General features: G+C 68.4%; 27 protein-coding genes. 15 read left to right on the top strand and 12 right to left on the bottom strand.

Annotated features, from left to right (window positions below; genetic code table 11):
- Nucleotides 1-90: 90 nt before the first annotated feature.
- Nucleotides 91-927, top strand: coding sequence for a GNAT family N-acetyltransferase (locus tag DMC61_RS27865; RefSeq protein ID WP_125692577.1), 837 nt, complete (start codon nucleotides 91-93; stop codon nucleotides 925-927).
- A gap of 10 nt (nucleotides 928-937) precedes the next feature.
- Nucleotides 938-1174: a hypothetical protein gene (locus DMC61_RS27860; protein ID WP_125692574.1), complete on the top strand. Its 237-nt coding sequence runs from the start codon at nucleotides 938-940 to the stop codon at nucleotides 1172-1174.
- A gap of 7 nt (nucleotides 1175-1181) precedes the next feature.
- On the opposite strand, the gene DMC61_RS27855 is transcribed toward DMC61_RS27860, so the two are convergent.
- Together DMC61_RS27855 and DMC61_RS27850 are read right to left on the bottom strand one after the other, a co-directional pair.
- Nucleotides 1182-2501 carry a DUF4474 domain-containing protein gene (locus DMC61_RS27855; RefSeq protein ID WP_125692572.1) on the bottom strand — a complete coding sequence of 440 codons (1320 nt, stop codon included), beginning with the start codon at nucleotides 2499-2501 and terminating at the stop codon, nucleotides 1182-1184.
- Nucleotides 2498-2806, bottom strand: coding sequence for a hypothetical protein (locus tag DMC61_RS27850; protein WP_125692566.1), 309 nt, complete (start codon nucleotides 2804-2806; stop codon nucleotides 2498-2500). Before DMC61_RS27850 ends, DMC61_RS27855 begins: the two co-directional genes overlap by 4 nt.
- A gap of 373 nt (nucleotides 2807-3179) precedes the next feature.
- On the opposite strand from DMC61_RS27850, the gene DMC61_RS27845 reads away from it, so the two are divergent.
- Entirely contained in the window at nucleotides 3180-3452 is a 273-nt protein-coding gene (locus tag DMC61_RS27845) for a hypothetical protein (RefSeq protein WP_125692564.1), read from the top strand.
- A gap of 19 nt (nucleotides 3453-3471) precedes the next feature.
- Here DMC61_RS27845 and DMC61_RS27840 read toward each other — a convergent pair whose 3' ends face one another.
- The gene (locus DMC61_RS27840) at nucleotides 3472-4035 is read right to left on the bottom strand and encodes an AAA family ATPase (protein ID WP_125692562.1); all 564 of its coding nucleotides are present in this window, start codon (nucleotides 4033-4035) and stop codon (nucleotides 3472-3474) included.
- Between the two features lie 59 nt (nucleotides 4036-4094).
- Here DMC61_RS27840 and DMC61_RS27835 point away from each other — a divergent pair, with 59 nt between their 5' ends.
- Nucleotides 4095-4676 (top strand): (d)CMP kinase, encoded by a 582-nt coding sequence (locus DMC61_RS27835; RefSeq protein WP_125693103.1) that lies wholly within the window; start codon nucleotides 4095-4097, stop codon nucleotides 4674-4676.
- A gap of 21 nt (nucleotides 4677-4697) precedes the next feature.
- Here DMC61_RS27835 and DMC61_RS27830 read toward each other — a convergent pair whose 3' ends face one another.
- Both DMC61_RS27830 and DMC61_RS27825 read right to left on the bottom strand, forming a co-directional pair.
- Entirely contained in the window at nucleotides 4698-5195 is a 498-nt protein-coding gene (locus tag DMC61_RS27830) for a hypothetical protein (RefSeq protein WP_199750122.1), read from the bottom strand.
- A gap of 90 nt (nucleotides 5196-5285) precedes the next feature.
- Nucleotides 5286-6551 (bottom strand): helix-turn-helix transcriptional regulator, encoded by a 1266-nt coding sequence (locus tag DMC61_RS27825; RefSeq protein ID WP_125692560.1) that lies wholly within the window; start codon nucleotides 6549-6551, stop codon nucleotides 5286-5288.
- A gap of 151 nt (nucleotides 6552-6702) precedes the next feature.
- Here DMC61_RS27825 and DMC61_RS27820 point away from each other — a divergent pair, with 151 nt between their 5' ends.
- Both DMC61_RS27820 and DMC61_RS27815 read left to right on the top strand, forming a co-directional pair.
- On the top strand, nucleotides 6703-7788 hold the full coding sequence (locus DMC61_RS27820) for an S-(hydroxymethyl)mycothiol dehydrogenase (protein WP_125692558.1): 1086 nt from the start codon (nucleotides 6703-6705) through the stop codon (nucleotides 7786-7788).
- Complete coding sequence (locus DMC61_RS27815; protein ID WP_125692556.1) at nucleotides 7785-8417, top strand: MBL fold metallo-hydrolase; 633 nt, start codon at nucleotides 7785-7787, stop codon at nucleotides 8415-8417. The genes DMC61_RS27820 and DMC61_RS27815 overlap by 4 nt, the downstream gene beginning before the upstream one ends.
- A gap of 34 nt (nucleotides 8418-8451) precedes the next feature.
- On the opposite strand, the gene DMC61_RS27810 is transcribed toward DMC61_RS27815, so the two are convergent.
- Both DMC61_RS27810 and DMC61_RS27805 read right to left on the bottom strand, forming a co-directional pair.
- Nucleotides 8452-8682: a hypothetical protein gene (locus DMC61_RS27810; protein WP_016335039.1), complete on the bottom strand. Its 231-nt coding sequence runs from the start codon at nucleotides 8680-8682 to the stop codon at nucleotides 8452-8454.
- Nucleotides 8683-8722: 40 nt separating this feature from the next.
- Complete coding sequence (locus DMC61_RS27805; protein ID WP_125692554.1) at nucleotides 8723-9610, bottom strand: alpha/beta fold hydrolase; 888 nt, start codon at nucleotides 9608-9610, stop codon at nucleotides 8723-8725.
- A gap of 96 nt (nucleotides 9611-9706) precedes the next feature.
- Between DMC61_RS27805 and DMC61_RS27800 the strand changes: the two genes are divergently transcribed.
- The 3 genes from DMC61_RS27800 (at nucleotide 9707) to surE (ending at nucleotide 12065) form a co-directional block, all read left to right on the top strand.
- Nucleotides 9707-10237 (top strand): CGNR zinc finger domain-containing protein, encoded by a 531-nt coding sequence (locus DMC61_RS27800; protein WP_125692552.1) that lies wholly within the window; start codon nucleotides 9707-9709, stop codon nucleotides 10235-10237.
- 164 nt (nucleotides 10238-10401) lie between these two features.
- On the top strand, nucleotides 10402-11325 hold the full coding sequence (locus DMC61_RS27795; protein ID WP_233594974.1) for a PfkB family carbohydrate kinase: 924 nt from the start codon (nucleotides 10402-10404) through the stop codon (nucleotides 11323-11325).
- The gene (gene surE / locus DMC61_RS27790) at nucleotides 11325-12065 is read left to right on the top strand and encodes a 5'/3'-nucleotidase SurE (protein ID WP_125692550.1); all 741 of its coding nucleotides are present in this window, start codon (nucleotides 11325-11327) and stop codon (nucleotides 12063-12065) included. The genes DMC61_RS27795 and surE overlap by 1 nt, the downstream gene beginning before the upstream one ends.
- 12 nt (nucleotides 12066-12077) lie before the next feature.
- On the opposite strand, the gene DMC61_RS27785 is transcribed toward surE, so the two are convergent.
- Nucleotides 12078-12854 carry a hypothetical protein gene (locus tag DMC61_RS27785; RefSeq protein ID WP_125692548.1) on the bottom strand — a complete coding sequence of 259 codons (777 nt, stop codon included), beginning with the start codon at nucleotides 12852-12854 and terminating at the stop codon, nucleotides 12078-12080.
- Between the two features lie 95 nt (nucleotides 12855-12949).
- Here DMC61_RS27785 and DMC61_RS27780 point away from each other — a divergent pair, with 95 nt between their 5' ends.
- Entirely contained in the window at nucleotides 12950-13507 is a 558-nt protein-coding gene (locus DMC61_RS27780) for an SMI1/KNR4 family protein (RefSeq protein WP_125692546.1), read from the top strand.
- Between the two features lie 55 nt (nucleotides 13508-13562).
- Here DMC61_RS27780 and DMC61_RS27775 read toward each other — a convergent pair whose 3' ends face one another.
- Entirely contained in the window at nucleotides 13563-14042 is a 480-nt protein-coding gene (locus DMC61_RS27775) for a hypothetical protein (RefSeq protein WP_125692544.1), read from the bottom strand.
- Between the two features lie 127 nt (nucleotides 14043-14169).
- Here DMC61_RS27775 and DMC61_RS27770 point away from each other — a divergent pair, with 127 nt between their 5' ends.
- The 4 genes from DMC61_RS27770 (at nucleotide 14170) to DMC61_RS27755 (ending at nucleotide 16660) form a co-directional block, all read left to right on the top strand.
- Nucleotides 14170-15072: a class I SAM-dependent methyltransferase gene (locus tag DMC61_RS27770; protein WP_125692542.1), complete on the top strand. Its 903-nt coding sequence runs from the start codon at nucleotides 14170-14172 to the stop codon at nucleotides 15070-15072.
- Nucleotides 15072-15590 (top strand): oxidoreductase, encoded by a 519-nt coding sequence (locus tag DMC61_RS27765; protein ID WP_125692541.1) that lies wholly within the window; start codon nucleotides 15072-15074, stop codon nucleotides 15588-15590. The genes DMC61_RS27770 and DMC61_RS27765 overlap by 1 nt, the downstream gene beginning before the upstream one ends.
- 31 nt (nucleotides 15591-15621) lie before the next feature.
- Nucleotides 15622-15918, top strand: coding sequence for a YkvA family protein (locus tag DMC61_RS27760; RefSeq protein WP_125692539.1), 297 nt, complete (start codon nucleotides 15622-15624; stop codon nucleotides 15916-15918).
- Between the two features lie 127 nt (nucleotides 15919-16045).
- On the top strand, nucleotides 16046-16660 hold the full coding sequence (locus tag DMC61_RS27755) for a dihydrofolate reductase family protein (RefSeq protein ID WP_125692537.1): 615 nt from the start codon (nucleotides 16046-16048) through the stop codon (nucleotides 16658-16660).
- A gap of 120 nt (nucleotides 16661-16780) precedes the next feature.
- On the opposite strand, the gene DMC61_RS27750 is transcribed toward DMC61_RS27755, so the two are convergent.
- The 3 genes from DMC61_RS27750 to DMC61_RS27740 form a co-directional block, all read right to left on the bottom strand.
- Entirely contained in the window at nucleotides 16781-17752 is a 972-nt protein-coding gene (locus DMC61_RS27750) for a sensor histidine kinase (RefSeq protein ID WP_125692535.1), read from the bottom strand.
- Nucleotides 17752-18120, bottom strand: coding sequence for a lipid asymmetry maintenance protein MlaB (locus tag DMC61_RS27745; protein ID WP_125692533.1), 369 nt, complete (start codon nucleotides 18118-18120; stop codon nucleotides 17752-17754). The genes DMC61_RS27750 and DMC61_RS27745 overlap by 1 nt, the downstream gene beginning before the upstream one ends.
- Before the next feature lie 81 nt (nucleotides 18121-18201).
- Nucleotides 18202-19203, bottom strand: a complete 1002-nt coding sequence (locus DMC61_RS27740) for a saccharopine dehydrogenase (RefSeq protein WP_125692531.1) — start codon at nucleotides 19201-19203, stop codon at nucleotides 18202-18204.
- Between the two features lie 83 nt (nucleotides 19204-19286).
- Between DMC61_RS27740 and DMC61_RS27735 the strand changes: the two genes are divergently transcribed.
- Complete coding sequence (locus DMC61_RS27735; protein ID WP_125692529.1) at nucleotides 19287-19874, top strand: TetR/AcrR family transcriptional regulator; 588 nt, start codon at nucleotides 19287-19289, stop codon at nucleotides 19872-19874.
- Nucleotides 19875-19894 lie beyond the last annotated feature (20 nt).

Genomic DNA, 19894 nt, shown 5'->3' with positions numbered 1-19894 from the left:
GCACCTTTCATCGATCCAGCTCGATTGAAGCGGACTGTATCGACCGGGATCGATTGACGCAACCATCGATTCTGGTCGATACTGTGCGGTATGACCACGGTTGTGCCCGTTCTCCTGCCCGAGCGTGAAGCCGCGACGTACGCCGGTTGGTTCGCCTGTCTGGCCGAGCCCATGCGCGTCAAACTTCTGCACGCGGTCGCGACGTCGCCCCGTGGCCTGACCGTCGGCGCGCTCACGGAGATCCTCGGAACCAGCCAGTCGACGTGTTCCCATCACGTGCGAAAGCTGGCCGAGGTCGGCTTTCTGCACCTGCGCAAAGAGGGCACAGCCACGGTCGTGACGATCAACCAGGCCTGCTGCAGTGGGCTACCGCATGCCGCCGACGCCGTGATGGGCCTGCTCGCGCCGCGTTCGTGCTGCCCGGAAAACCTGCCGGAAGACGTCATCGTCCGTGCGCTGCGCGACGACGACTGGGACTCGGTCCGCCGGATCTACGGTGAAGGAATCGCCACCGGGATCGCCACGTTCGAAACCGAGGTCCCCAGCCGGGAAACCCTCGACGCGAAATGGCTGCCCGGGCACCGGTGGGTCGCCGAGATCGGCGGCGAGGTCGTCGGCTGGACGGCCGCCGTCCCGGTTTCGGAGCGCGAGTGCTACCGGGGGGTCGCCGAGACTTCCGTCTACACCGCGGAAAGCCACCGCGGCCGTGGTGTGGGTAAGGCCTTGATGCACAAGCAAGTCACGGAAGCCGACGCGGCCGGGCTCTGGACACTGCAGACGTCGATCTTCACCGACAATCGCGCGTCCATCGCCCTGCATCAGAGTGCCGGCTACCGCACCGTCGGCATCCGCGAACGCATCGCCCGGCGCGACGGCGCGTGGCTGGACACCGTCTTCCTCGAACGCCGGGGCCCGGTCGACGCCTAGAGTGGGTTTCATGAGTGACCCGGAGCAGCTGGCCCGTGCGTTGCGAACCACGGCCAGGAACGCCGCGACCACCGCCCTGCGCGAGGGGCTGGAAGAAATCGAAGAGCGCCACGGCCGGCGCGTCGCCGACGAGGTCGCCGGCCTGATCGACGTCGACGGGGTGTTCGCCGGGTTGCGGGAAACCGAGAGTCCGCGGCGGGACGGTGACGACGAGCCGTGGGAGTTCAAGCGGGAGTCCTTGACCTGACCGTGGCTCACTTCTCCCAGGTGTAGCTCAGGGCCGGTGGGTCGTCGGTCGTCTTGGTGACGGTGAGGCGCTGGTCGGGGTGCGCGGCCGCCCACCGGGTCATCTCGTTGTAGAGCTGGTCGCGCAGGCCGGCGTCCCGCACCTCGATCGTGGCGCGCTGGGCCAGCTTGCTCGGGTCGACGTCCGGGTCGGTGCGGATCGCCAGATTCCAGAAGTGTTTCTTGTCGGTGCCGTCGGCGCCTTGGCCGTCGTTGGTGAAGTAGACCTCGTCGGTCTCCTTGTTGTAGATCGTCTGGGTCACCTTGATCTGGTCGTCGCCCTGGGCGGCGTTGAAGTAACCGGACGGGTCCGAGGAACCCGGTTCGCGGGTGTAGAACCCGACTTCGCCGCCGAACGCGCCGCCGAACCCGTAGCCGCCCTTCCACAATTCCAGCCGGTATTGCCTGCCGGTCTTCGGGTCGGTGAACTCCATGTTGTCGCCGTCGTCGCCGGTCGCGTCGAGGTCCGCGCCGATGAGTTTTTCGAGCTTGTCGTACAAGTCGTGCCAGCCGAGGAAACTCTGCACCGAGTGTTCGCCGGTGGTGTAGTAGTCGCCGTCCGCGACGTATTTGAAACCGAGGTAGTCGTAGATCTTCTGCGCGATCTCGCGGTTCTGCAGGAGCAATTCCCAGTCACCGGTCAGCAGGGCGGCCTTGAGTCTCGGGTCGTTCTTGACCAGCTCGGCGAAGCCAGGGATCTCGCGCAGCATGATCGCGGCGATCTCGGCGAGATTCCGCTTTCCCGAACCCGCGAGTTCCCATACCTGGCCCGTCCTGTTCCGCAGTTTCAGCCCTTCGGCGAGCAGGACCGCGTCGTAGCCGAGGATGATCCGCTCCAGATCGGCGAGCACGACGAGGGCCTGCGCCTTGATCGCCTTGTCCTGTGCCCAGGCGAAAACGATGTTGCCCTTGCCGTGCGAAAGGTCGTTCCAGACGCTGTCCAGCTTCTGCCGCAGGGATTCGGCGTCCGCGAGGTGACTGCGTGCGTCGCCTTGTGCCTTGGCCAGCGCGTCGCGGACCACCTCGAACGACTTCGCGGACTCTTCGAGATCGTGGGCCTGGTCGTCGCGGTTCTTCTTGAAGTCCGCCAGCGAGGCGAGCGCCGACTCGCCGGCTCCGCCTTGCCAGCCTTCGGCGAGCTGAACGCGGACCGCCTCGACCAGCGATTTGGCGTCCAGCACGGCTTCCTTGGTGGCCCGGCACGCACGCGCCCGGTCGTCCAGCTCCGTCGTGCTGCCCTTCGCGACCTGGTCGTGGAGCTGTCGGATCTTGTCGAAGACCGAGCTCACCGGTCGATCCCTTCGAGGCCTTTGTCCAGTGCCTTCAGGAAGATGTCGCGCGCGGCGGAGTCTGTGCCGTCGTAACTCTTCGCGGCGGCCTGGATGGCTTCGACCAGGCTGGTGACCTGCTGCTGCGAGGCCACCAAATCCTCCTGTCGGGTCAGCAGCCAGACGTCGTAGTCTCCCGCGAACCCCGCGGCCCGATGTGTGGCGCCGACGTTCGGCGAGCCGCCGGGAGTGAGCGTCGGCGGCTTCCCGGCGGCGAGCTTGCCGGCCGCGTTGCTGATGTCCGCGACATCGACCTCGAACCCCACAGCACGTCCTCCCCGCCCCGAGTGACACTCCCCATGGGCAATGTAACACCCAACTCCCGCCTGGCGGTGCGGTTCACACTTTCGGCCGAAGGTGGACGAATCGTCGTGTTGCGTGATCGGGCATACCTCCGTTGGAGTGCTTTCGGTGACCGATTTGCAGAATCGGGCGCGTAGGCGCTAACGTCGAATTCAGTTCGGGGGCCGAGGATTTCGGAACATCAGGCATGTTGAATTCGCGAGAACTGTGACCGGAATCGGGGCGGTTGCCGCGTGTGCGGCATTGATGTTCACCGCGGTACCTGGGGCGGCCACCGCGTCGACACAGGCCGAATCGCTGTTCTGGATCAGATTTGCGGCAGGGGTTCAGCGCTGCTTGGACTCCAATTCCGCGGGCAGTGTCTACACGCACGCTTGCCAAGACCGGAACAACAATCAGAAGTGGAACAACTACGCTCCCGGGAAGTTCAAGAACAAGGCGACCGGGCTGTGTCTCGCCGCCGGAACCTCGTCCACGACGAACAAGTACTTCACCAACGTGTCGACCGGTCTCTGCCTGCACAACGGTGGCGGCCAGGCCGAGGTCGTCGGACTGCGGGTCTGCCGTGCGGGAACCGCATTGTGGACCGTGACGAAACTGAGGAGCTGACTCGAAACCGTCCGCCGGTCTACTTTCGTTGCTGCGTCACGTCGACCGCGTTCAAAAAGCGCGTGTACGACTCGTCCACCCCGATTCCGGTCGTATCGAGCCGGATCGCGTGCGGACGTCCGGCCAGGTACTCGGCGAGGTGGCCGCGGATCCTGTCGACCAAGTCGGAATCGGGATCTTTCAGCATCGTCTGGAGTCGTGCCTCGACGGCGTTGGCCGGACGCTTTCCGTGCAGGCGCTGCAGATGCTCGTGGTCGTCGACGAGGAGGATGACCTCGACGTAAGTGGCTCCAGTCGCGATGGCCACCGCTTCGAAGGCCGGGTCCGGATCGCGGTCGTGAACGGTCACGAGTTGCGGGAGGATCACGTCATGCCCGTCGCGAAGATGCCGCGCGGCCATGTCCCGTCCGTGGCCGCGGGCGATCTCCAAGGCCTCGAAGAAGTTCTCCTTCCAGCCGCCGATCAACCCCGTGAGCACATCCAGATCGAGGGCGAGCGTTCCCGGGTGCTCGTCGGCGTAGCGGCGGGCGAGGGTCGACTTCCCCGTGCGTGACAGACCGTTGAGGTGGATCAGGCGCGCCATGAGCCGACCCTATGTCCTGGCCCCGGTCGGTGGCCGGACAGTCGATCTATGATCGCCGTATGCATGTTCTCGGGCCGACCGATCCTCTTCCTCAGCGGCCGGTCCGACGGGTTGCGGTGGCAGGTCCCGCGGGAGCGGGCAAATCCACCCTCGCGCGAACACTGTGCGAGCGCCTGGGCGTGCCCTATGTCGAGTTCGAGTCCTTCTACCTCGGTCCTGGATGGACGGTCCGGGAGACGTGGCAGGACGACGTTTTGCAGTTCCTCGACGGGGAAGTCTGGGCGATCGAGTGGCAAGGCGAACAGGTCCGGGAGCGGCTGACGGCGCGGCTCGACGTGTTGGTGTGGCTCGATCATCCGCGTGCCTTGCACATGACTCGCGTCGTCATGCGCACGCTTCGACGTCGTGTCGGGCGGGGGTCGAAGATCGCCGGGGGAAACGTCGAGGGCCCGCTGCGCACGTTCTTCACCGACCCGGAGCACATCGTCAAGCTCGCGTGGCGCTACCACCCGATGATGCGCGCGCGGGTCCGCAAGGTGATCGATGAGAACCGTTATCCCGGACTCGTCGTCGTCCGGCTGCGCGGTCAACGACAGGTCGATCAGTGGCTTCGAGGGGCGTTCGATCAGGCCGCGGTGTGAACCGGAAGATGCTCGACTCCGTCAGCCGTTCAGCGCGGCCTCGTACTCCTTCGCCTGGTCCGGTGTCAGGAATCGTGACACCCGCACCAGGACAGGGCCTTTCAGATAGTCGTATTCGCCGACCGCGGGCAGATTCTTGGCCACCGACTGGATGAAGTCCATCCGCGCCTTCGCGCCGGCCTCGTCCGGGAAAACCTCTACCGAACCGCCACGTTCCACCGCGTCCGCGCCGAGATATTCGACGTCGGCAGGCTTGACCCGGGAATCGCCGAACGCTGTCTTCGACGTGTAGCCGTTCGGGCGGCCGAGGAGGTGGTTCGGATCGTCCTCGGCGGTGTACACCTTGACCAGTTTCGTTGTCGCGATCTTCTCGCCGAGTGTCTTCGTGACGTCTTCGGCGGTCCTCGGAGCGGTGACCGCGGCGGATCCGATCGCCGACGGGGAGCTACTCCCGCATGCGGCAAGCGAGAGCGCGGCAAGCGCGACGGAGACGGTGGCTACGGTACGACGGATGATCACGGACCCCTCCAGCGTTGTGACGGTCGACGCCGGTATGTCCCGTGAACCTGATCTTCTGTTACCGGCCGAGGCCGGATCGTGATTGTCGTTTCACGGCAAGGCAGGCTGAGTTCCGGAGACTCCAGCGCTCAGGGCCAAGGCCGCGGCTTCACCGCGCGAAGTGACGTTCAGCTTCTTCAAAAGGCCCGCGACGTGGAACTTGACCGTGCTTTCGGTGATGCCGAGCGCGGTGGCGATGGACTTGTTGCGTTGTCCCTGCGCCACCAGCCTCAGCACTTCGAGTTCGCGGGGGTTGAGGTCCGCCAGCTGTGTCTCGTCGACGCGGCCCACGGCAGGCTCGAACGGGAGGTCGACGGTGACGCGGCTGCCCCAGCCGGCGACGGCGTCGATCTCGACGGTGGCGCCCAGCGTTTTCGCGCGTCCGTCGAGCTGCGCTCGCAGGCCGTGCACGTCGAGGTTCCCGGATTCCTGGTCCCGGATATCGAGATGCAGCGCGGTGCTGTCACTCGACCAGGCGATTCGGAGGCGGGTCAGATCCGGCTGGCCGGTGAAGGCCAGGACCGCCGCGCACGTCATCGCCCTGGCGGCGTGGGCGATTTCGCCCGGTACCGGCCGCCCGTTCTTCGCCGGGGCCGTGAACTCCAGCTCCGCGTCGTGGTGGCGCAGCATCTGCCGGATTTCCCGCCGTAGCCTGCCGAACGCGGCATGCGCGGGCTCTTCGGAGTGCGCGAGATCGGTTTCCCGGGCGGATCGGAGCGCGACCAGCGCGGCCGAGGCGGAGTCGGTCGCGGCGAGCCGGGCGCGGTGGTCCTCCAGCCGGGCCGACCGCAAGGTGGTGAGGATCGTGACGAGCGCGGTCTCGTGTGCCGCGGCCATTTCGGCGATCGTCCTGGCGCGTTCGCTGGAGGCCGCGCGGGATTCGGCCAAGTAGTCGGGGCTGGCCTGGGTCACCTGCTGGCGGATCGAGGTCGCGACGATGCCGAAGACCTCGGCCAGGGGAGCGGGATGCGGGAAGCGGGTCCGGCTCGACCGGGGGACGAGGACGAGCAGGGTGCCGATCGGATCCTGGACCGCCCAGACCGTCCGGGTGATGCCGCCGAGGGTGGCCGTCGTGGTCAGCTGCCGTCCGGGCGGCACGCTCGCTTTGAGCGCTTCGAGTTCTGCGATGGTGACCTTGTCGGCGATTTCCCGGGCACCGGTGACCTTCCGCGGCCGCCCGGTGCACTCCCGGGTGAAGATGACCAGGGCCTGGTGTGGCCAGCCGTCGGCGAGGAAACGCGAGAAACGGTCGGCGATTTCGCGCAGCGGGCCCTCGATGACGTCGCGCAGCGCGGTCAGGTCGGCGGTGTCGGGCATCGGGTGAGCCTAACCGCCTGCTTGCCTGGTCGAAAGGAGAGGATCCACTGGCCCGATGGCCAGGTCGCCGTCGAGCTTTTCCGGCCTAGCCTCAGGTGAAGCATGCGCTCATGCGCATGCCTATGTCGCCGAACGGTGGAGGAAACAGGGAATGCCACAGCAGGTGCGCGGGGTGATCGCCCGGTCCCGGAACGCTCCGGTGGAGCTGACGGACATCGTGATCCCGGACCCCGGCCCCGGTGAGGTCGTCGTGTCGATCGCGGCCTGCGGGGTCTGCCACACGGATCTGACCTACCGCGACGGCGGCATCAACGACGAGTTCCCGTTCCTGCTCGGTCACGAGGCCGCGGGCACCGTGGAAAGCGTCGGGGAGGGCGTGGATTCCGTGCGGCCGGGGGACTTCGTCGTCCTCAACTGGCGTGCGGTGTGCGGACAGTGCCGGGCCTGCAAACGCGGACGCCCGCAGTACTGCTTCGACACCTTCAACGCGACACAGAAGATGACGCTGACCGACGGCGCCGAGCTGACCCCGGCCCTGGGTATCGGCGCGTTCGCGGACAAGACGCTCGTCCACGCCGGACAGTGCACCAAGGTCGATCCCGCCGCGGACCCGGCCGTCGCGGGCCTGCTCGGCTGCGGCGTGATGGCCGGGCTCGGCGCGGCGGTCAACACCGGCGCCGTCGGCCGCGGGGACTCGGTCGCGGTCATCGGTTGCGGGGGAGTCGGCGACGCCGCCATCGCCGGGGCCCGGCTGGCGGGGGCGGGCACGATCATCGCGGTCGACCGGGACGAACGGAAGCTCGTGTGGGCCCGTGAGCTCGGCGCGACCCACACCGTCGACGCCAGCGACACCGACACGGTCGCCGCGATCCAGGAGCTGACCGGCGGTTTCGGCGCCGACGTCGTCATCGACGCGGTCGGCCGCCCGGAGACGTGGAAAGCGGCGTTCTATGCCCGCGACCTGGCGGGCACCGTGGTCCTGGTCGGCGTCCCGACCCCGGACATGCGCCTGGAGATGCCGCTCATCGACTTCTTCTCCCGCGGTGGCGCGCTGAAATCGTCCTGGTACGGCGATTGCCTGCCGGAGCGCGACTTCCCGATGCTGATCGACCTGTACCTCCAGGGCCGGTTGCCGCTGGAGCGGTTCGTGACCGAGCGGATCCCGCTCGACGGTGTCGAGAAGGCCTTCCACGCCATGCACGCCGGTGAAGTGCTGCGTTCGGTGGTGATCCTGTGAGCGGGAACCTGCGGATCGAGCGCGTCGTCACCGCCGGGGTCTTCGAACTCGACGGCGGAAGCTGGGACGTCGACAACAACGTCTGGCTCGTCGGGGACGACGACGAGGTGGTGATCGTGGACGCCGCACACGACGAGAAGACCATCGTCGAGGCCGTGGGCGGCCGTAACGTCGTCGCCGTCGTCTGCACTCACGGACACAACGACCACGTCACCGTCGCACCGCAGCTGAGCGAACGCCTGCAAGCCCCGGCCGTTCTGCATCCGGGGGATCGGGAACTGTGGGAGATGACCCACCCCGGCGGCCGTTTCCGGGCTACGGAGGACGGTGACCGGATCGCCGTCGCCGGCACGGAACTCGAGGTCATCCACACGCCGGGCCACTCGCCGGGATCGGTCTGCTTGCATCTCCCCGAGGCCAAGGCCCTCTTCTCCGGGGACACGCTCTTCTCGGGCGGGCCCGGCGCGACGGGACGCTCGTTCTCCGACTTCCCGACGATCATTTCCTCGATCAGGGACCGGCTTTTCGCCCTGCCGGAGGACACCAAGGTGCACACCGGACACGGCGACCCCACCACGATCGGTACCGAAGCGCCTCACCTCGCCGAGTGGATCGCCCGCGGACACTGAGGTAGCCGTTGATCCGGTGACGGCCGGAAGGCGCTCAGTCGTCCGGCCCGCGCAACGTCAGGACGACGCGGAGCACGTGTTCCACCGCTGCGGGGAACACGGCTCCGCGTAGTTCGCCCCGGCTCGCCAGGGTGAGCCCGGCGAAGTCCAGCATCCGGTCCTCACCGAGCCGCCGGACGGTCAGTGTGGCCACTTCCTCGAGATCGAGGTCGGGATGGTCCATGCGGGTCAGCGCGAACTCGATGAGCAGTTGCTCGTCCGTCATTCCGCACCTCCGCCTCACCTCGAGGATACGACGGCCGTGATCAGCGCAGGACGCGTCCGAGGAAGTCCCGGATGAGGGCCGCGATCTCCGGGCCGTGCGTCTCGAGGGCGAAGTGCCCGGCGTCGAGAAGGTGCAGTTCGGCGTCGGGCAGGTCGCGCAGGAAGGCACGGGCCCCGTCGGGGCCGAAGATCTCGTCGTGCTCGCCCCACGTGATGAGCGTCGGCGGCCGGTGCTCGCGGAAGTACTCCTGGACGGCCGGGTAGACGTCGAGGTTGAACTGGTAGTCCCAGAACAACTGCAGTTGGACCTCCTTGTTCCCGGGACGGTCGAGCAGGGCCTGGTCGAGGGTCCAGGTGTCGGGGGAGAGCCGGTCCAGCCGGTCGGCGGGGACGCCGTGGGTGTACTGCCAGCGGGTCGCCGCGGGCTCCAGGAGTTCGCGCACGGCTTCCTCGTGTGTTTCGCGGTCCTTGGCGTGGGCGAACAGGACGTCCCAGAACGGCGTGAAGCCGTCGACGTAGGCGTTGCCGGACTGCACCAGCAGCGCGGTGACCCGCTCCGGGTGTCTGCTCGCGATGCGGAGCCCGATCGGCGCGCCGTAGTCCTGGATGTAGAGGGCGAAGCGGTCCAGGCCGAGCGCGTCGAGAAGGCCGAGGGTGATCGCGGTCAGGTTCTCGAACGAGTAGTCGAACCGGTCGACGGGCGGGGCGTCGGAGTGGCCGAAGCCGACGTGGTCGGGGGCGATGACGTGATAGCGGTCGGCCAGCGCGGGGATCAGCGTGCGGAACATCTGCGACGACGTGGGGAAACCGTGCAGCAGCACCACCGTCGGCGCCGTGGGGTCGCCGGCTTCCCGGTAGAAGACGCTCCGGCCGTCGATGGTCGCGGTGCGGTGAAAAACCTCGCCGGGGGACCGGGTGACTTCGGACATGACAGGCACTCCTTGATCTAACCGTCTAAAGTTGTTTGAACGGTTAGACTCAAGCATGACGCAACCTAACCTGTCAAGCGGTCGACGGAGGGTAGAATGACGCTCGTGCTGCAACGTCCTCTGATCGGTGAACCCCTCGCGCTGGATCTGCTGAACACCACGTGGCCCGATCGTGGTGAGCGTCGTGACGTCTTCGACGAGCCCGGGGGAGTCGGTGCCTGGCTCACCGAGCGAGGCCTGCCGGATACGCCGGGGGCGGAAGAACCGTTGCGCCACACGCGTTCCGTCCTGCGCGAGGTGCTCGAAAGCCCCGGCCCCTCCGCCGAACGTGCGCTGAACGAGGTGCTGGCCCGCGGGCGGTTGCGGCCGGAGCTGCGGGAGGGTGGCGCCGAAGAGGTGATCGAGGTCGACGACGCGGCCTGGCGGCCCGCGTGGCTCGCGGCGTACGGCTACTTGAGCCTGCTTCGCGCGCGTCCGGACCGGATCAAGCGGTGTTCGGCGTACCCGGTGTGCACGCTGTACTTCGACGACACGACGCGTAACGGCACCAGGCGATGGTGTTCCATGGAAACCTGCGGCAACCGGGCGAAAGCCGCTCGCCACTATCGCCGCGAACAATCGGCCTAGCGCCCGCCCGGCCACGAATATCGAGGGGTAGGGCGAACGGTTCTGGACGCCGACGGGGCTTGACTGTCCACAAGAGACACTCGCTGCTGTCACTGCTGTCACTGCGGCCACCCACGATCCCGTGTCGCACGCATGGAATCCGGCAAAACGGGTAAAGGGCCGGTATGACTGAGGGTCGAGTGGCGGTGTTCGCGCCGTCTCCGCAGCTGACGGTGACGGTGGAAGAACTGGACGGGGCGCCCGACGTCCACGTGCACGCGGGCGGGCAGGGAGTGTGGCAGTCGCGGATGATCGACGCGCTCGGCGCGCGTGCGGTGGTGTGCTGCGCGCTCGGCGGGGAGACCGGGCGGGTGCTGCGGCATCTGATCGGCGTCGACGCGGAGGTCCGCGAGGTCGCGGCGCGCAACGGCGCCTACGTGCACGACCGGCGTGACGGCCGCCGGGACGAGATGGTGCGGATGCCCGCGGACGCGCTGACGCGGCACGAACTCGACGATCTGTACGAGCTGACCCTGGTCCAGGCCTTGCGCGCGGACGTGGCCGTACTCAGCGGGCCGGACGGGGACGACGTCCCGGTGCCGCATTCGGTGTACGAACGGCTCGCCCGCGATCTGGGCACGCACGGCACACCGGTCGTGGTGGACCTCTCCGGTGAGCGGCTGGCCAGTGCCCTCGCGGGCGATCCGGCGGTGATCAAGGTCAGCCATGAGGAAATGGTCGAGGACGGCCTCGCCGAGTCGGATTCGCTGGCCGATCTCGCGGAGGGTTGCCGGGAGCTGGCGTCGGGCGGTGCCCGCGCGGTCGTCGTGTCCCGCGCGGCCGAGGAGACGCTCGCCTGCCTCGAAGGACGGTTCGTCCTGGTGGAGTCGCCCGATCTGACACCGGTCGACACCCGCGGCGGCGGGGATTCGATGACCGCGGGGCTCGCGGTCGGCCTGGCGCAAGGCCGGTCGTTGGAAGACGCGCTGAAGCTCGGAGCCGCGGCCGGCGCGATCAACGTGACACGACACGGTCTCGGTTCGGGTAGCGACGGCGCCGTACGGGAACTCACCGGACGCGTACGCCTGAAACCGTGGGAGGCCTCCTGATGCGTGCCCTGATCACCAACGACGACGGTATCGACTCGCCGGGCCTGGCGGCGCTGGCCAAGGGTGCCGCGGAGCACGGCTGGACCGTGGTGGTCGCCGCGCCCGCGGCGGAGGCGAGCGGAACCAGCGCGGGCCTGACCGGTGCCGGGGGAGCGGGGCGGGTCGCGGTCGAACGGCGGGAGCTGCCCGGACTGGCCGGTGTCCCCGCGTTCGCCGTCGCCGCGCATCCCGGACTGATCGCCTTGGCGGCCGCGCAGGGAACGTTCGGCGACGTACCGGAAATCGTGCTGTCCGGGGTGAACCACGGGGCGAATGTCGGGCGCGCGATCCTGCACTCGGGCACGGTGGGCGCGGCGCTGACGGCCTCGATCAACGGCGCCAGGGCGCTCGCGGTGTCGCTCGACGTGGGGCTGGATCCCGGCCCGCGACCCCATTGGGACACCGCCGTCGCGATCGCCGCGAGCCTGTTCGACCGGCTCACGGAACTACCCGCCGGCACGGTCCTGAACCTCAACGTGCCCGATCGAGCCGAGGCAGGACCGCCGAAACGCACCGGGCTGGCCGAGTTCGGCGCGGTGCGCAGTCACATCCAGAACGGCGAGGACGGCGCGTTCACCCTGACCGCCGTCACGGTCGAGGGAGAGTTGTCGCCCGGTAGCGACGCCCGCCTGCTGAGCGAAGGCCACACGACGGTGACCGCGCTGAACTCGGTGACCGAAGATCCCGACCTCGACTGGTGACCTCCGGTGCGGTCACCTCCGGAACCAGCCCCGCCGCTTCGCAGGATTTTCCGGCTGCAGCCCCAAACTTCCGGTCAGGAAGAAGGTCCCGGCGACGATGTTGCCGCGCGCGGGCGGCCGCTCCAGTTCGGTGGTCGCGATGGCGACGTCGAGTTCGATCGCCGCGATGGTGCGGACCCGGATCCGGTGGAAGGACGTACCGGTGACGGTGTTCACGGGGGTTTCGACCTCGACGACCTCGCCGGCGAACAGCGCGTGGGCGGAGGGTGTCCAGCCGGGGGCGGATTCTTCCGGAGAGAAGGTGCCGGACGGGATGAAGTGGTCGGCGGCGAACTCCAGTTCACCGTCCTGCGCGGCCGAGTACGCGTCGGCGTCGGCGTGCACGGTGACTTCCTCGGCCAGGGCCGCCAGCACCAGGGAACCGGACTCGAGCCGCCCGCCGGAGTGGGCGAGGACCGCTCGGTCTTCCAGTTCGACCGCGATGGGGCAGATCAGCTCGCCGCCGACACCGTCCAGGAGGGCGAGCATCGCGGTCTCGTCGTCGACGAGGCGGATGTCGCCCACGGGCACGGCGGGCGCCGAGCCTGCCAGGCACGGCAGAAGGAACTCGATCTGACCGTTGTGGACCTGCGCGACCAACCGGGCTCCGGACGGATCGGTCCAGACGTGTTCGCTGATCTTCTTGGTGATCCGCCGGGCAGTGCCCGTGCTGATCAGGGAAACGACCCGTTCCCCGAACTCTTCCTCGCTCGTGACGTCGATCCCGATCGTCCCGAAGTGGCTGGACACGCCGGCTCCCCCTGTTCCTTGGTCCGCTGGAGCCTACTGGCCGAGCTGGACGAAGGTCATCCGGATTTGCCGTGGCGTGGTGAATACTGGCCGTCATGAACGAGACCGCCCGCGAGTTCGCACGGTTGCGAAGCATCATCGAGCGGGAATTGCCCGACGCCGCGCCTTTCCTGCCCGGCGCGTCCGAGCAGGAACTCGACCGGCTCGCCACCGAGACCGGGCTCGTCCTGCCGGCCGAACTGCGCGACCTCCTGAGCGTGTCGGCGGGCCAAGACGACCCCGATCAGCTGAACGGCCCGCTCAACTTCCACCATTTCCTGACCGTCGACGAGATCGTCGAGATGCACCGGATGCTCACCGACGTCGTCGGCGACCTTGCCGAACCCGTCGAGCAACCCGCCTGTCTCCAATGGACGGTGTGGTCGGAATCCTGGTTGCCGTTCCTGGCTTTCCAGGGCGATTGCTACTTCCTGGACCTGGCCCCCGGCGAACGCGGCACCCTCGGGCAGGTCGTGTTCCGCCCCAACGTGCCGGACTTCGACGATCCGGTAGCGCCGTCGCTCACCGCGTTCCTCGCCCGCGCCGCGGACCTCGTCGAAGCCGGGCACGTCAAGGCCGAAGACGGCACGCTCGTCGTTCCCGATCTTTATTGAGCGGATTACTTCAGGCGCCCTATCGCCATTTCGCCCGCCCGGCGGCGAATCCGGCTCAGCGCCGGTAGTGGACCTCACCACGCAGAGCAGGCGACGTGGGACTGCCGCAGCGCTGCTCGAACGTCGCGTCGAGCGCGACCAGCCCCTCGGCGCCGCGTTCGATGTGGTCGATCGTGAACGTCGAATAGTCGTCGACGCAGGCCAGGCCGTTGGAGGTGGCCAGGATATGCGCTCCGTCCGCGTGGCTGTAGGTTCCAGCCTGCAGGTTTCCTGACGGGGCGGTGAAGTCGAGCGCGATGTGGTCGAAGCCGTGGTCGGTCTCGGCATCCACCCGCAGGGTGGTGCCGTTCTCCCAGAATCGCACCTCGTTGTCCGGCGAGGCGGTCCAATGACCACTTCTGCCGCTGACGGGGTGGGCGCCCTGTTCGGCGGTGAAGTCGAGGCTCGCGACGGTCTCGGCGGCCGCGACAGGCGCCAGCGCGGTGGCCAGTCCGGCGGCGATGGCGAGCGTGGTGATGGCACGGGAAAACTTCATGGAACCCCCAAGGTCAGCCGCTCTCCGTGGAGCGGGTCCTCACCTATGTTGCCGGTGCTCTTGCTGCTTGCCACGAGTAGAACTACTCAACCGGGTGTACCGCGAGCCTGATCGCTAGAGTTCGACCGTGGCCGTGCTGGAGATCTCGGATCTGGTCGTGGCGTGGGACGCGCGCACCGGCGAGCGTGTTCCGGTCCGCAGGGCGGAGGTGGTCGACCGGCTGCAAGCGGCCGGGGACCGCGGGGCCGCCCGAATCGTGCGTCGGATGCCGGTGCTCGGCGAGTATCTGGATCCCGCCGCGGTGGACCGGCTCCTGGTCCGAGTGCACACGGAACTGCAACGGCTCAACGAAGAACTGCACATGGCGCACCGGTTCGCCGAGTTGCTCGTGCCGATGCTCGCGGTCGCCAGGGCGAGCGGCCGCCGTTTGCGGGTGGTGGACGTCGGATGCGGGCTGGGATTCACGGTGCGGAGCCTGGCCGCTTCCGGAGTGCTGGGCGCGGACGTCCAGCTGGTGGGGGTGGACTTCAATCGTGCCCTGGTGACGGAAGCGACCAGGCTGGCGGAGGAGGAGCGGCTTCCGTGCACCTTCGTCTGCGCGGACGCGTTTTCCCTGGCCGAGGAGGCAGGCGTCTACCTGTCGAGCGGGGTGCTGCACCATTTCGAGGCAGGCAGGTTGCCGGAGTTCTTCCGCGCTCAGGACCGTGACGGGACGGTGGGATTCATCCACTACGACGTCGCTGCGACCCGGCTTGCCCCGCTGGGTGCCTGGTTGTTCCACCGCGCCAGGATGCGAGAGCCGCTAGGCCGCCACGACGGTGTCGCGTCCGCGCGGCGCGCTCACGGGGATTCGGTCCTGCTGTCCGCCGCCTCGGCGGCAGCGGGGATGAAGACTTTTCTGTTCGAGTCGTTCAGGTACACCAATCCGTTCTGCGCGGCGATGAGACCGGTCGTCGGAATTCGTCCGGCGCTGGCTACCGAGTTCCGTCGTGCGCTGGGCCATCGGGCACGCAGACTGGCCGCCGGCTGATGGCGGCGGTGGTTCCGATCGCGCTCGGTCTGCTCGCGCTCGTGGACAGCGGTTTCGCGGGATTCCGGGCCGCGACCGGCCGCGACGCCCGGATCGTCAAACGCTCCTATTTCCTGCTGGCGGCGCGGCGAGGCCTCACGGGTGGAGCGATCGGGCTCGGACTTCTCGCCTCGTTGATCGTGGCGACCCTCGCCTTTTCGGCGGATCCGGGCGCTCGTTACGGCGAACTGCTCCACGCGGGCACGCGCATGCTCCAGGTGCTGGCGCCGTACGCGGCGCTCGTGGTGGCATCGTTGCTGGCGTACTGGCTGCTACCGATGCGGGGGAGTACGTTCGTGATCCTCGTCGGCCTCGGGCCGTTCACTTTGCTGCGGCCCCTGATCGTGCTCGGTGCCCTGGTGTGGTCGGTGGCGGGGGCGAGCGACTGGCTCGCGTGGGTAGTCGCGACAGCGGCCGCGGTCATGGTCTTGACCGTCGAGCCGGTCGTCCACCGTCGGTGGTACCGGCCTCCGGGGTGAAGCGGCAACGGTGGTGGTGAGAGAGGAGCACATGGAATCTCTGTGGACGACACTCGGCGTCGTGGCCGTGGTGGTGGTCGTCATCCTCGTTCTGGTCGCCTTGTTCCTGGTGGTCAAGCTGGTGCGGAAGCACCGTCAGGTCCATCAGCCCGGCACGCCGGTGCCGACCAAGGTCGCCTACTGGGTTTCCTTGGCCTACACGGTGTTCCCGTTCGATTTGTTGCCTGACCCGGTGTACTTCGACGACATCGTGATCCTGGCGGGCGGGCTGGTCTACGTCAGCAAGTCGCTCACCAAGAAGGCGCGCGACGAGCGCCGGGCGGAGTGAGGCACGGCCGGTCGCTGGGGTCGCCGACTTCGAGAGCGTGCCGCCGAGCACGGGAGAAGTGGACGACGGCCGGTCACGGTGCCAGGGTCGAGCGGGTCTCGATTCTTCGCGCTAGAAGGGGCTTTTCATGCCAAAGGTGGCGACTCAAGCGTCCGTGTCGCTGGACGGTTTCATCGCCGGTCCGGAGAACGGGGGGTTCGAATACCTTTTCGCGTGGTGCCGTGCCGGTGATGTCGAGGTGCCCACCGCGTCGCCGGGCCGGTCGTACCAGGTCTCCGAGGCGTCCGCCGACTATGTCCGCGACATGATCGACGGTTACGGGGCCCTGGTGGTCGGGCGAAACCAGTTCGACGGCATGGACGGCTGGGGTGGACAGCACCCCATGCGCGTGCAGGTTTTCGTGGTCACTCATTCGGTACCCGAAGGCTGGGCTCCCGAAAGCGCCGAGTTCGTCTTCGTGACCGAGGGCGGCGTCAAGGCCGCCATCGAACGGGCCAAGGCGGTCGCCGGGGACAAGAACATCGGCGTAGGCCCGGGCGTCGTAGCCCGCGAAGCGCTGGAAGAGGGGTTGCTCGACGAGATCCGCATCGACCTCGTGCCGTTCATGCTCGGCGACGGTGTCCGTTTCGTGGACACGCTCGGCGCCGCTCCCCTGGAATTCGGCGATCCCCAGGTCATTCAGGGGAAGAAGGTCACGCACCTCGTCTATCCGGTCACGGCGGGGGCCGCCGGAGCGCGGTGACCTCCACGCGCTCCATCAGCAGCGCGAACGACATGAGCAACAGCGGGATCATCAGCACCATCCACATGATCCTTCGAGTACCCGAATCGGCCGCCGGGCAATCGCCCCGCGGTCACCCGTTCAGGGCCGTGCGGTGGTGAAGCAGGCGCGGACGGTGGTGCCGAGCGGACCGGTGTGGACGCGGACCAGGTCGGAGAGATGGTTGATGAGCAGCAGTCCCCGGCCGCGTATCTGTCCCGCGGGGGCGGGTTGCCGTCCGGCGAGCGGGTCGGTCAGGTGGCCGGTGTCGTGGACTTCGCAGACCAGCAGGCCGTCCTCCGGCCAGATGCCGAGCCGTCCTTGCCCGCCGCCGTGTTCCACGCTGTTGGCGACGAGCTCGGCCACCACGAGTTCGACGTCTTCGACCCGTTCGTCGGTGAGACCGGCCCGTCGTGCCTGGTCGCGGGCCATCGCGCGGGCTTGGGCCAGGGAGACGGTGTCGCCGGTGACGGGGTCGAGGGTGGTGTGCCGGGAGGGTTCGGTGGGGGCGGGTTCGGGCAGTGGGGCGTTGTAGCCGTCGATGATGCGGCCGGGGTCGTAGCCGGCGCTGGCGCGTTCACCGGTGGAGTCGATCAGGAGCGGGTGGGTGGCTTCGGCGTCGGTCAGTGCGCGCGCGTCGAGGCGGGTGACGTCGTAGGGGCAGAGGATGGTGACGTCGCGGCCGGTGAACGCGAGGTTGATCAGCGCCTCGTGCTGGGCACAGGCCGGATATTCGAGCTCGGACCGTTCGGCCCAGATGGGCTCGCCGATGATGCGGACGTGCCGGCCGGGGTGGCTGTCGGCGAACGCGCGGAGGACGCCGGGGATGATCCGGCCCGGGTTGCGGCCTTCTTCGGTCATGTCCAGCAGCAGCACCCGCTCGGCGTCCTGGCCCAGTGCGGTGCGCAGCAGTTCCAGGTTGGGACCCGGCACGGAGACGGCGACGGGTTCGCCGCGGTCCAGGCCTTGCCGGATGAAGGGGACGGTGCCCGCGAGGTAGTCGTCCTGTCCGCGGTAGAACAGCGCGGGGTGGACGAACGGATCGGTGCCCACGGCCTCCGTGGTCGGGCTCATCATGGGCGCATACCCTCATTCAGGAGATTCATGTACTCCTCTGCCCAGAAAAGGCGCAGCACCTTCCGCACGGATTCGGGCGCGTGCCGGACGGTCAGCGTGCGCGGCGGCCGGACCCGGCGGGCGGCGTCGACCAGGGCGCTCACTCCTCGCACGTCGGCGAACGCCAGCCGGGACAGGTCGATCGTCCCGCCACCGGCCCCCACCAGCACGTCCAGCCTCTGCTCCCAGATCGATCGGGTCGACGGGTCGATCACACCGACGACCCGTATCCCGGACGTGCCGGTGAGGTCGGCGATCCGCAGCCCAGGGCCGACCGGGAGCGAGGTGTCCTGCACCGCCGCCTCCCGGCTCGACAAGAGATTCATTACCTGATGATTCTAGGCGACGAGTGGAGAACGATCCGCGGCGGACCACGAGAGCCGGACGTCAGCGGGCCTGTGCCGGTCTCATGCGTCGACGAAGACGGTGCCCGCGTCGGCGAGTTGTTCGACCACATGGACCGGTTCGAGCAAGGTCTCGGGGGTGTAGAAGCCCGGCGCCACCGCTTCACCGCGCAGGCCGAGCAACCGTTCGATCCCCATGGCGAGGCCGAGCGAGGTCAGCGGACGCTGGCCGTGCGGGTGGACCAGGTACCGGCTGACGCTCAGTGGGGTATCCGCCGGGCCTGCCCCTTCGAGTTCGACCCGGACCTCGACGGACGGACCGTCGCCCCGTCGCGACCCCGCGGATTCACCGACCGCGAAAGCGAATTCGACGTCCAGTGCGCCCGTCGCGAGCGCCAGGCTGGTCACGTCGAGGATCGGGATGGTCTGGCCGGTGACCGTGGTGCCGTCGAGGCTGCGCAACTCCACCCGGGCGTCGGCCGCGCCTGACCAGGCGAAAACGCCGTCGCGCCGCGCGTACCCGGCCGAGGTGACCTCCGCCCAGCGCGCCAGGTCCGCGAGTCCCGCGGGCCCGCCGGCGTCGTTCTTGTCGAGGATCGCGCCGACCCGGATCGTGTCGACCCGGCGGAACTCTTCGGCCCACGCCAGAGCGGTGAGGGTGATGACGCCCGCGGCCCAGTGGCTGGCCATCAGTACGGGAGCGGCCGCCGGGCGCTGCGCGGCGGCGGTGACCTCCGGCGCGATGTCGATCATGCCGCTGGACAGGCTGACGTAGGGCACACCGCGGTCCTGGGCGAACCGCAGCCCGTTCAGCCTGCTGTCCCACAGCGTCGCGACCACCGCCGCGTACTGCTCGCCGTCCGGCAGCCCGAGATCACCACGGGCGAGATCGACGGTCGCCACGGTGGCACCGCCCAGGTCGTCGGCCACCCGTTGCGCCCGCGCCGGGTTCCGGCCCGCGATGGTCAGCGGCAACTCCGGATACCGCCGCCGGAGAAGAGCGGCGGTATCCGAGCCTGCCTGTCCCGACCCGCCCAACAGCAGTACCGATCCCCGCTGGTCCATGTGATCCTCCTCGATTCCCGGTAACCTACATTTTGTAACCTACACGATGTAGCTAGGATGGTGTGGACCCCGAGAGGAGGGCGATGACCGCCGTACCGACCCGCCTGTCCAAGCAGGCCAGGCGCGAGCAGTTGCTCGACGTGGCACTGGCGATCGTGCGTGCGAACGGGGCCGACGGGTTGACGCTGCCCACCCTCGCCGAGGCGGCCGGGGTGAGCAGGCCCGTCGTGTACGACCACTTCGCTTCTCGCCCGGGGCTGCTGCTCGCGCTGTACCGGCGACTCGACGAACGGCACCGGGCCGCCATCGCGCGGGCGCTGGAACAGGCTCCGCCGACTGCGGCGGACGTCGCGGGAGCCATCAGTGTCGCGTACTTCGCCTGCGCCGCCGACATTCCCGAGTTCCACGCCGTTTCCTCGGCGTTGAAGGGCACTCCGGAAATGGAGACGATCCAGCACGAGATGCACGACGGCTACACCGAGCTGATGGCCGACGCACTGACGCCGTACTCCGGGCTGGACCGGGCGGCGCTGCGACTGCACTGCGCGGGCGCCCTCGGCGCCGCCGAGGCGATCGCCGCCCAACTGAACCGCGGCACCACGACCGCCGCCGACGCCATCACGGCATTGACCGGAGTCATTCTCGGCCGCATCGAGCGGGCCACCGGATAGCCGTCGCAGGCTCGGCTACT

Origin of the sequence: Amycolatopsis sp. WAC 04169, assembly GCF_003947535.1 — a bacterium.
Taxonomy (GTDB): domain Bacteria; phylum Actinomycetota; class Actinomycetes; order Mycobacteriales; family Pseudonocardiaceae; genus Amycolatopsis; species Amycolatopsis keratiniphila.
Note: the sequence above shows the minus strand (reverse complement) of the source record. Positions and strands in the feature narration are given on the sequence as shown.